Source organism: Streptomyces prunicolor NBRC 13075 (assembly GCF_000367365.1).
Lineage (GTDB): Bacteria > Actinomycetota > Actinomycetes > Streptomycetales > Streptomycetaceae > Streptomyces > Streptomyces prunicolor.
On sequence record NZ_BARF01000024.1, the window covers coordinates 1 to 8,479 of the forward strand.

Below are 8,479 nucleotides of genomic sequence, written 5' to 3' on the forward strand. Positions count from 1 at the left end.
ACCGCACCCCCGCGCCGGCCCGCACCCGCCCGCACGCCTGCACACACGCCCGCCCGCACACACGCCGAAGGGCCGGGCACCTTCACGATGCCCGGCCCTTCAAGGTCCTCCACCGGAGAGCAGCGGCCCCGGCAAGCTCAACCCCTCACTCAAGGGGCCGCCCGCCACAGCTCACCGCTCGACCCGCGGAGCGACCGTCACTTCTTGCGGCGGCTGCCCCGGCGCCCCTGCTTGCGGCGCTCCGCGCGCGTGAGGCCGTCGGCCTCGGAGCGCACCGGCTCGTCGTCGTCGCTGCTGAAGTCGCCCTCGACGATGCCGCCCTCACCGTCCACGGTCGGCGCGGAGAAGTGCAGCCGGTCCGGCCGCTGCGGGGCGTCGAGCCCCTTGGCGCGGATCGCGGGACGGGCGCTCGCCTGCGCGGGCACCGTGTCCTCCTTGTCGAGCGACGGCTTGTCGTCCTCGACGGGGACTTCCTCGACCTGCTGCTCGACCTGGACCTCCAGGTTGAACAGATAGCCGGCGGACTCCTCCTTGATGCCGTCCATCATGGCGGTGAACATGTCGAAGCCCTCGCGCTGGTACTCGACCAGCGGGTCCTTCTGGGCCATCGCGCGCAGGCCGATGCCCTCCTGGAGGTAGTCCATCTCGTAGAGGTGCTCGCGCCACTTGCGGTCCAGGACCGACAGCACGACCCTGCGCTCCAGCTCACGCATGATCTCGGAGCCGAGCTGCTCCTCGCGCCCCTCGTACTGCTCGTGGATGTCGTCCTTGATGGACTCGGAGATGAACTCGGCGGTCAGACCGGCCCGGTCCCCGGCCGCCTCCTCCAGCTCCTCCACGGTGACCCGCACCGGGTAGAGCTGCTTGAACGCGCCCCACAGCCGGTCGAGGTCCCAGTCCTCCGGGAAGCCCTCGGCGGTCTCGGCGGCGATGTACGCGTCGATCGTGTCGTCCATGAAGTGCACGACCTGGTCCTGGAGGTTCTCGCCCTCCAGGACGCGGCGGCGCTCGCCGTAGATGACCTCGCGCTGGCGGTTGAGGACCTCGTCGTACTTGAGGACGTTCTTGCGGGTCTCGAAGTTCTGCTGCTCGACCTGCGACTGGGCGGACGCGATCGCGCGCGTGACCATCTTGTTCTCGATCGGCACGTCGTCCGGGACGTTCGCCATCGACATCACGCGCTCGACCATCTGGGCCTTGAACAGCCGCATCAGGTCGTCGCCCAGGGAGAGGTAGAAGCGGGACTCGCCCGGGTCGCCCTGGCGGCCGGAGCGACCGCGCAGCTGGTTGTCGATACGGCGCGACTCGTGCCGCTCGGTGCCGAGGACGTAGAGGCCGCCGAGGTCCTTGACCTCTTCGAACTCGTCCTTGACCGCCTGCTCGGCCCTCTCCAGGGCGGCGGGCAGTGCCTGCGCCCACTCCTCGATGTGCTCCTCGGGGTCGAGGCCGCGCTGGCGCAGCTCCGCCTCGGCGAGGTCATCGGGGTTGCCGCCGAGCTTGATGTCCGTACCGCGGCCGGCCATGTTGGTCGCGACGGTCACGGCGCCCTTGCGGCCGGCCTGGGCGATGATCGGCGCCTCACGGTCGTGCTGCTTGGCGTTCAGCACCTCGTGCTGGATGCCGCGCTTGGCGAGCTGCTGCGAGAGGTACTCGGACTTCTCGACCGACGTCGTACCGACGAGGATCGGCTGGCCCTGCTCGTGCTTCTCGGCGATGTCGTCGACGACCGCCTCGAACTTCGCGACCTCGGTGCGGTAGATCAGGTCCGACTGGTCCTTGCGGACCATGGGCCTGTTGGTCGGGATCGGCACGACGCCGAGCTTGTAGATCTGGTGGAACTCGGCGGCCTCGGTCATCGCCGTACCGGTCATGCCCGAGAGGTTGCTGTAGAGGCGGAAGAAGTTCTGCAGGGTGATCGTGGCGAGCGTCTGGTTCTCGTCCTTGATGTCCACCCCTTCCTTCGCCTCGATGGCCTGGTGCATGCCCTCGTTGTAGCGGCGGCCGGCGAGAATACGCCCGGTGTGCTCGTCGACGATCATGACCTCGCCGTCGATGACGACGTAGTCCTTGTCCTTCTTGAAGAGTTCCTTGGCCTTGATGGCGTTGTTCAGGTAGCCCACCAGCGGGGTGTTCACCGACTCGTAGAGGTTGTCGATGCCCAGCCAGTCCTCGACCTTGCTGACACCGCCCTCGTGGATGGCCACCGTGCGCTTCTTCTCGTCGACGTCGTAGTCGCCCGTCTCCTCCAGACCCTTGAGCGAGTTGCCTGCCTCGCCCTTCTTCAGACGGGTGACCAGCTTGGCGAAGTCGCCGTACCACTTGGTGGCCTGGTCGGCCGGGCCGGAGATGATCAGCGGCGTACGGGCCTCGTCGATGAGGATGGAGTCGACCTCGTCGACGATCGCGAAGTTGTGGCCGCGCTGCACCAGTTCGTCCTGCGACCACGCCATGTTGTCGCGCAGGTAGTCGAAGCCGAACTCGTTGTTCGTGCCGTATGTGATGTCGCACGCGTACTGCTCGCGGCGCTGGGCCGGGGTCATGTTGGCCAGAATGCAGCCGACCTCAAGGCCCAGGAACTTGTGGATGCGCCCCATCATCTCGGAGTCGCGCTCGGCCAGGTAGTCGTTGACCGTGATGATGTGGACGCCGTCTCCGGAGAGGGCGTTCAGATACGCGGGCAGGGTGCCGACCAGGGTCTTGCCCTCGCCGGTCTTCATCTCGGCGACGTAGCCGAGGTGCAGGGCCGCGCCACCCATCATCTGGACGTCGTAATGACGCTGGCCGAGGACGCGCTTGGCGGCCTCGCGGACGGTGGCGAACGCCTCGGGGAGCAGGTCGTCCAGGGTCTCACCGTCGGCGTAGCGCTGCTTGTACTCCTCGGTGAGGGCCTTCAGCTCGGCGTCGGAGAGGTCCACGAAGTCCTCTTCGATGGACTTGACCTGGTCCGCGATGCGGTGCAGCTTGCGCAGGATCTTGCCTTCGCCTGCACGCATGATCTTCGAGAGGACGGACACGGGGCTTGGTCTCCTTGCCGGTCGGGCCTGGGACGGTCGGTTACCAATGACATGACTGAGCAACGGCCATCGTATGCGAGGACCCCGCCACGCCGGGAGCCTGCCGGGGACGCCGACCGTCCACTCGTTCAAATCTGCTTCAAAGAGGACAACGGCCGGGGGTCGCCGATGGTGCCGCGTCCCTCCGAGGAATTGCGCGAAATGTGATCACGCGCTCACGCAGCGCAAAAGGATGGCGTCCTTGTGCGCCCCCGAGCAGAATCGGCCGATGGAACCCGTCACGCTCACGACCGACCGTCTCCTCCTGCGTTCCGTAGGCCCCCGGGACACCGGTGTCGTGTATTCCGCCGCCCAGGACCCCCAGATCCAGCGCTGGACGACGATCCCCTCGCCCTACCTTCTGGAGCACGCGCAGAGTTTCACCGAGCAACTGGTCCCCGAGGGCTGGAAGAACGGTTCGATGTTCACCTTCGGTGTCTTTCTCCCCGGACTCCCCGGACTCCCCGAAGGGGAGTTGGTGGGCATGCTCGCGATCACGATGCGCTCCCTGGGCGTCGGCGAGGTCGGCTTCTGGGCCACGAAGGAGCACCGCGGCAACGGCTACATCACCGAGGCCACCGTCGCCGTCTCCCGCTGGGCCTTCACCCGCCTGTCGATCGACCGCGTGGAATGGCGCGCGGAGGTCGGCAACAAGGGCTCCCGCGCGGTGGCCGAACACGCCGGTTTCACCATCGAGGGCACGCTCCGCTCCGCACTCAACAACAAGGGCGTACGGCGGGACTGCTGGGTGGGCTCCCTGCTCCCGTCGGACCTGGGCCTGCCGTCGACCGCGCCGTACCTCCCCGCCCGGCCGTAGCACAGCCGTAGCGCAGCCGTAGCGGGACGAATCCCCAGCTCAGCCCGCGTTGTCAGTGCCACCCTCTATCGTGCGGAGACATGACGAGTGCCCCGCGCCCCACGACCGACCTGTCGGCAGCCGAAGCCCGCCGCATCGCCCTGCGAGCCCAGGGGTTCCTCGGCGTCCCCGACCGCCGCGCGGGCGTGCGCGGCGTCCTCCGCCATCTCGGCGCGGTCCAGCTCGACACCATCTCGGTCCTCGCCCGGTCCCACGAACTCATCCCGTACGCCCGCCTCGGCGCCGTCCCCCGCAAGACGGTCGAGGACGCGTACTGGACCCAGACCCACGCCTTCGAGTACTGGTCGCACGCCGCCTGCATCCTCCCGGTGGAGGAGTGGCCCCACTTCGCCTTCCGCCGCCGCGCCTACCGCAGCCGCCCGCACTGGAACCACGACCTCCCCGACGACACCTACGACCAGGTCATCAAGCAGCTCCAGACCGAAGGCCCGCTGACGTCAACGGAGTTGGGCGGCGCCAAGCGCACCAGCGAGTGGTGGGACTGGTCCGGCGCCAAGGTCGCCGTCGAGCGCGCGCTCATGTACGGCGAGGTGGTGTGCGTGCAGCGCCGCGGCTGGAAGCGCGTCTACGACCTCGCGGAGCGCGCGATCCCGCAGGCGCTGCTGCACGACGAGCTGGATGACACGGAGTGCCTCCGCCGCCTGGTCCGACTGGCGGGCCAGTCCTTGGGCGTCGGCACGCGCGCGGACCTCGCCGACTACCACCGTCTCAAGGGTGAGCAGGTCGACGCGGTGATCGCCGACTCGGGCCTGGTCCCGGTCACGGTCGAGGGCTGGGGCAAGCTGGCCTGGGCAGACCCGGCGGCCCTGGAGACACCCCCGCGCGGCCGCCACCGCACCACACTCCTGTCCCCCTTCGACTCCCTGATCTGGGAGCGGGCCCGCACAGAGCGCATCTTCGGCTTCACCCACCGCCTGGAGGCCTACGTCCCCAAGCCGAAGCGGGTCTACGGCTATTTCGCGATGCCGGTGCTGGCGGGAGGCCAACTGGTCGGCCGCGTCGACCCCGCGCGCGAGGGCCGCACCCTGGTGGCCAAGCAGGTCACCCTGGACGGCGTGAAGGCCGTCCCGTCCGTGGCGCAGGCCCTGGTGGAGGCCGCGAGCTGGGTGGACTGCACGGACGTACGCGTGGAACGGGTCGACGCCCCCGAGCTGCGCGCCCCTCTCGCCAGGGAACTCGTCCGTCTCCTGGCATGAGGGGCACCTGGCCCGAGGGTCAGCGGATCTCGAGGATCTTCTCCCGCATCGCGTAGACGACCGCTTCCATCCTGGAGTGCAGCTGGAGCTTCTCCAGGATGTTGCGCACATGGTTCTTCACGGTGTTCTCGGAGATGAACAACTGCTTGGCGATATCGCGGTTGTTCATTCCGGTGGCGACGAGTTTGAGAACCTCCAGCTCACGGTCGGTGAGCCGGGGCGCGGGCACCAGTCGGCGCTCGTCGGTGCGCTGGATCATCGACTTGAACTCGGTGAGGAGTTTCGACGCCATGGAGGGGCTGATCTGCGACTGTCCGTCGGCCACGGCGCGAATGGCGGTGGCCACTTCGTCGGTCGAGATCTCCTTGAGGAGATATCCCGTCGCACCCGCCTTGATCGCGTCGTAGAGATCGGCCTCTTCGTCGCTGATCGTGAGCATGATGATCTTCGCGCTGGGGGCCACCTCCTTGATGGAGGTGCACGCCTCGATCCCGCCCCGCTTCGGCATCCGTACGTCCATCAGGACGATGTCCGGCAGCAGATCCGCGGCCTTGTCCACGGCCTCGGCGCCGTCGCCCGCCTCGCCGACGACCTGGATGTCCTCCTCGGCCGCCAGCACGATCTCCAGGCCGCGGCGGAAGAGGGCGTGGTCGTCCACGACAAGGACTCTGATCGGCTCCTTGCGTGTCGAGCCCACTTCCGGGCCCATGCCGACGACGCCGCCGTCGGCATCCCCGACATGCATCGGTCCGAAGCTGTCCGCCATCGTTCCTCCCCCTGAAGGCTGTGGCCTGTGGTCCTGTGCCATCGCCAACCCAAGGCAGCGGCCCACCGGTTGGGCCTGTACGGCCATGATTCCATGCCCGGACGACAGTGCGGTCACGGAGCCGGGCGCGAAGTGGTCGCACACCGGTGCCCCTGGGGGCGCACACGCGCTCCAGGGGCACCGGCTCAGCTGTCTGCCGGGTGGGTCAGCCGCCCAGCGTGCCGCCGGCCGCGGGCGGTTGCGCCTGCGTGACCATCGGGTCCGTGCTGAGGTGGATGACGCCGTAGTCGTAGGCGTGCCGTCGGTAGACGACGCTCGGTTCCTTGGTCTCGGAGTCGACGAACAGGTAGAAGTCGTGTCCGACCAGTTCCATCTCGTAGAGCGCCTGGTCGAGGGACATCGGAGAGGCGACGTGGGTCTTCTCGCGGACGACGAGGGGGCCTTCGCCCTTGACCTCCAGCGAGCCGATCTTCTTGGTGGGCACACCGTCCGACTGCTCGTCCGGGACGGCGTGGCCGTTGCCGTTGAGCGTCGCGGCGCCCGGGACGTGGTCGGGGACCTCGGCGGCGGTGAGCCTACGGGCGCCGCGGCGGGTGTTGCGCTTGTCGTGCTGCTTGCGCAGCCGGGCGTCCAGCTTCTCCGCCGCGAGGTCGAGTGCCGCGTACGGATCGTTGGCCGATGCCTCCGCCCGAATCACCGGACCGCGGGAGCGGAGCGTGATCTCCACTCGGTCACAGCGGTCGGCCTGTCGGGGGTTCGGCTCCTTGGACACCTCCACGTCGAGGCTGATCACCTTGCCGTCGAGCTTCTGGATCTTCTCCAGCTTCAGCTTCTCGGCCACGTGCTTGCGGAACCGCTCGGGCACCTCGGTCTTGCGGCCCTTGACGACGATGTCCACGCAGAACTCCGTTCCCGGATCGCTCCGCTTCGCTGCGGAGCGTCTCCCTTTCGCACCAGGCTCCGGTCACCCCGGAACCTCGGACTCGGTGACTTCCACCTCCTCCTCCCCCATGGGCAAGATCTCCACCCCATGGCCGCGGGTGATTGCAGAAAACCCACGGCACGGCATTCGGATAGGAGAGGTGCGGCCTGCGCCTTTCTCTCACAACCGAACATATCTCGCCCGGACGGATGCCGTCACCCTCTACTGCGGCGTACCTCCGTTCAGGTGAATTGCCCCTGTCATTACCTGCAACGACGCAAGTTCACGGTCAGTTCCGGTTTATTTCGAAGGAATCTGGCGACGCCGCGATCACCGCCGCGCAGATCAGGTCAGCGGGGCCGTTCACACCCACGATTCCCGGTGCACTGAGTGCCATGTTCCTCCCGTTCTCCATTGATCCGCCGTTTGATCTGTCGATGTGTTCCTCTCTGCCTTCCCTGGACGCACGCGCATACACAGCGGCAGTTGCGCCAACTTCTCCGCCGCACGCAATCGCCTCCCGCACGGCACGCGCCGCCTCCCTCAAGGAGGCCCCCGTCGTCATCAGGTCGTCGACGAGCACCACCCGACCACCCACGAGCAACCGGGCACCGCCCGCGACCACCTCCAGCGCACCGGCGAGATTGTCCAGCCGTTCCCGCGAGTTGAGCCCCGACTGATCGGCCACCCACCGCCGCTGCCGCAACACGGCCACCACCCGGGCCGGCGTCCCGTTCCGCCGCAACTCCCCCGCCGCCGCCAACGCGATCCGCCGCGCCGGATCATGCCCCCGAGCCCGCACGGCCCCGCGCGCGGAGGGCACGGGCACGAGCAGCACCGGCACCTGACCGTGCCCCCGGGAACGGACCTGACCGACCTCCACGCGCGGCCCGACCGCCACGTCCCGACCAACCTGCATCTGCCGCCCGCCCTGAGCCTGCGGCTGCCCGACTTGAGCCTGCGCGCCTTGCCCGACCTGCCCAACCGGCCCGACTTGAGCCTGCGCGGCTGGCCCGACCAGCCTGACTTGAGCCTGCCCTGCCCGCACTGCGTACCCGATCGGCCCGACCTGATCCTGACGCTGGCCGACCTGCGTATGTCGCTGCCCTTCTTGAACCTGCGCAACCTGAGCCCGCGCGGCCTGCCCGACTTGAGCCTGCGGCTGCCGTACCTGTGCCTCCGCAGCCCACGCCTGCCCTGCCTGCGCCTGCGCGATCTGCGCCTGCGCTACCTGCGCAGCCAGCCCGCCCTGAGCCTGCCGCTGCCCTGCTTGATCCAGCGCGGCCTGCCCTTCCTGCGCTACCTGTCCCTCCTGCACCGGATATCCGCCATCCAACGGCGGCCCCCCTGCCTCAATCTCCCCACCCTGAACCTGCCGCGTCCGACGCTGCCCAACCGGCACCTGCCATGCCTGAGCTTCCCTGAACTGCGCCTGCCGTGCCCGCAGTTGCCCTCCCTGAACCTGCCCGCCCCGCGCCTGATCCGCCCGAGACCGAGACCACTCCCCTTGCGCCGTACCGCCCCCCTCAACCACCGGCCGTCCCACCTGCACCGTGCCAAACCCGGCCACCACTGACCGCGCGCCCTGCACCGCGTCAGCCCCCGGAACTACCGGCTGCACACCCCACACCGCATCGCCCCCGACAACTCCCCCACCGCACCCCA

7 protein-coding genes are annotated in these 8,479 nt (G+C 68.6%); 3 read left to right on the plus strand and 4 right to left on the minus strand.

Going from position 1 to position 8,479, the window contains the following annotated elements; genetic code table 11:
* Positions 1–197: 197 nt before the first annotated feature.
* Positions 198–3,014, minus strand: a complete 2,817-nt coding sequence (secA, locus tag SPR02S_RS09750; protein ID WP_019056763.1) for a preprotein translocase subunit SecA — start codon at positions 3,012–3,014, stop codon at positions 198–200.
* A gap of 268 nt (positions 3,015–3,282) precedes the next feature.
* On the opposite strand from secA, the gene SPR02S_RS09755 reads away from it, so the two are divergent.
* Both SPR02S_RS09755 and SPR02S_RS09760 read left to right on the plus strand, forming a co-directional pair.
* Entirely contained in the window at positions 3,283–3,870 is a 588-nt protein-coding gene (locus SPR02S_RS09755) for a GNAT family N-acetyltransferase (RefSeq protein ID WP_019056764.1), read from the plus strand.
* Positions 3,871–3,950: 80 nt separating this feature from the next.
* Positions 3,951–5,126: a winged helix-turn-helix domain-containing protein gene (locus SPR02S_RS09760; protein ID WP_019056765.1), complete on the plus strand. Its 1,176-nt coding sequence runs from the start codon at positions 3,951–3,953 to the stop codon at positions 5,124–5,126.
* Between the two features lie 19 nt (positions 5,127–5,145).
* Here the strand turns inward: SPR02S_RS09760 and SPR02S_RS09765 are convergent, their stop codons facing one another.
* The 3 genes from SPR02S_RS09765 to SPR02S_RS09775 all read right to left on the minus strand — a co-directional run bounded on the left by SPR02S_RS09765 (position 5,146) and on the right by SPR02S_RS09775 (position 7,658).
* Positions 5,146–5,892, minus strand: a complete 747-nt coding sequence (locus tag SPR02S_RS09765) for a response regulator (protein ID WP_019056766.1) — start codon at positions 5,890–5,892, stop codon at positions 5,146–5,148.
* A 205-nt stretch (positions 5,893–6,097) separates the two neighbouring features.
* Positions 6,098–6,790: a ribosome hibernation-promoting factor, HPF/YfiA family gene (gene hpf / locus SPR02S_RS09770; RefSeq protein WP_019056767.1), complete on the minus strand. Its 693-nt coding sequence runs from the start codon at positions 6,788–6,790 to the stop codon at positions 6,098–6,100.
* A 313-nt stretch (positions 6,791–7,103) separates the two neighbouring features.
* Positions 7,104–7,658 carry a ComF family protein gene (locus SPR02S_RS09775; RefSeq protein WP_373283300.1) on the minus strand — a complete coding sequence of 185 codons (555 nt, stop codon included), beginning with the start codon at positions 7,656–7,658 and terminating at the stop codon, positions 7,104–7,106.
* A gap of 6 nt (positions 7,659–7,664) precedes the next feature.
* Here SPR02S_RS09775 and SPR02S_RS09780 point away from each other — a divergent pair, with 6 nt between their 5' ends.
* Positions 7,665–8,390, plus strand: coding sequence for a hypothetical protein (locus tag SPR02S_RS09780; protein ID WP_019056769.1), 726 nt, complete (start codon positions 7,665–7,667; stop codon positions 8,388–8,390).
* The last annotated feature ends 89 nt before the right edge of the window (positions 8,391–8,479 follow it).